Here is a 2,165-nt window from a genome sequence, read left to right on the forward strand (position 1 = left end):
CCTTGAGGTCGTAGGTGAAGCTCGCAAGCCCCCAAGAGCTGGATATCCCCGTGAGCCTGCCTTCCCCATCGTAGGTGAAGCTCACCACCTCCCCATCGGGCCGCTGGACCTGGGTGAGCTGGCCATCGGCGTCGTAACTGTACCGGGTGGCCGGGTCCCAGCTCCCCACCGAAGGCGGAAGGTATTCGCTTTGCTGGTCCAGCACCGTGTAGGAAAACCCATGAGCCGGACGAGATGGCGGGCTTACCAGCGCCGTAGTATTGGTTTTTCTGGCTTCCGAGCCGGTCAAAACCCACTTTGAACCGGTTAAGCCTTTTATAAAAGCTTTCCCAGGCGTGCTAGTCAATCGCCCAAGTTCGCTAATTGCGGTGGGCGCAGGTCTTCCACCTCCCGATCCAGACACGCCATCCCCAGGCAATCAGGAAAAACCACACCAGCAGACCGGCACCAATGACCCAAACACGATCTTTTGTGGACGCACCGAAGCTAACGACCGCCCATGGCACAGACGCAGCAAACGCGAGACCAATCTGCAGCCAACAAACTGCCTCGTAGGCGATATCTTCTGCGACAACGAGGAATACCCCCTTAAGGACTTCAAGTAAAACAAAAGTGATGTACCAAACAAGAAAAGACATCACCAGGGGCGCACCTGCGAAGGAAACGTTAAGGAGCTCGCTATTACCTACCTTAACCATCAACCGAGCATTTGCCGGTGAAACCGCGAACCCTTGGCTCAGAGCCCATGCTACCGACCCCACCAGGGGTACGCCTGCCGATGCTGTCATCAGAAGAAAAAGAGTTCTCCACGCGCAGCGCCTTGCGCTTAGGGCGCGGCCTAATTTAGCAAACCAACTGGGTGCGAGTTGGCGAAAAAGGATGTCGGCTAAGCGGAACGTGTCCCTAAATTCAGAGAGGCTTTTGTTGAACCACCGCAGTGTCGAAGGTAACAGACCCAGAACGGTGAGGCACAAAAAGAGAGACAACCAAGCAGTTACGGCCCCCCCAAAATCACCAAACACGAGATCCCAGTGCGCTCCGGGGAATATCACAATGTCGAAGTCCATCGGGCCAAAAGGAGGCCACACAACTCCGCGGAGCCAATACTTACCCAATATCAGCAAATCATTGACGCAAAGCACAGCAAAAGATACAGCAATTAACGCCATTAAACAAAAAAGAATAGCTATAAGGCGGTGGCCATAACGAAGAGCCCTCGCGCGACTGAACTCCACGAAACTCCAACCCACCACGGCCAGAGGAGGGCCAACAATCATCGCCTCTGCATCAACACCAAAGTGGGGCCGGCAATGCGGTGGTTCCACGATGATCCCTTGAGCAATGTTCTGAAACAACAGAGAGTCAATTATCCCTCCTAGGATTTTCTGGACAGGGACCGCCGACGCGGCAGGGATGAGGAAAGCCCATTTTCGTAGGCCTGCCCAAAGCACATTTCGACGGGTCGGCTGCGCCATCGAAACCATTGTGGACGCCACTCGTTTAGTTCGCCCACCAAGGCGGCCTTTCCTTAAAACCTGTACATTTCCAAACAACGTGGTAAAACGGGCCTGGATGTTTCTTTTCGTCGTTCATCACTGCTCCGGTTTCACCTAGGCCGCAGCCATGTAGCATCTCATGGAAAATAGATGGCCCGACCCCCTTACCCTCATCCTTTGGGCAGTCCTTCGTATTTCCGAAGGAAAGGATGATCCACGGAGTACATCCAAAAATCGGGAACTTCGTTTCCGCGCACCACTTGACTTCATCTGGCTTGCACGCGATACAAGGGCCCTGCCCGCGGCCGCACTGCCCCTCCATACATTCGAGAACCCCCCAGGTCTTCAACAATCGCCGGCAGTCCGGCTTCTGAAGAGCGCCGCACGCAAAGGCCACACCGCTTTCCACCTCGGCTCGGAAGCGGTTGCACGAATCGTCGATAACGAAAAGCCCGCTCGGGTCGTGTCCGTTAAGGGGGTCGTTTCCCGAATATCCGTAAAGAAGTACGAGTCCGCCAGAGAACCCCACTGGATCCTTGACGGACCACCTTCCCACCTGGGGGTCGTAATCCCGGGCGCCGAAGCGGACCAAGCGCGTGTGGGTGTCGTACAAGCCCCCGGCAAACCCGAAGGGCTGGAAGCCGGGGTTGGCGTCCGGGACCACGTTGC

The 2,165-nt window shown here is 55.9% G+C and carries 3 protein-coding genes; all 3 read right to left on the reverse strand.

The annotated features are described in order from the left end of the window. The coding region (locus ACP5PX_RS07985) for an RHS repeat domain-containing protein (protein WP_428085421.1) at positions 1 to 289 on the reverse strand (289 nt) is incomplete at its 3' end. Between the two features lie 70 nt (positions 290 to 359). Beyond that, a complete protein-coding gene (locus tag ACP5PX_RS07990; RefSeq protein WP_428085422.1) occupies positions 360 to 1,484 on the reverse strand; it encodes a hypothetical protein in 1,125 nt (374 codons plus the stop codon). 16 nt (positions 1,485 to 1,500) lie between these two features. Further along, positions 1,501 to 2,165, reverse strand: a 665-nt coding sequence (locus ACP5PX_RS07995; RefSeq protein ID WP_428085423.1) for an RHS repeat domain-containing protein, incomplete at its 5' end; no start/stop codon positions are given.

The sequence above is a fragment of the Hadarchaeum sp. (SeqCode) genome, assembly GCF_049969415.1.
GTDB lineage: Archaea > Hadarchaeota > Hadarchaeia > Hadarchaeales > Hadarchaeaceae > Hadarchaeum.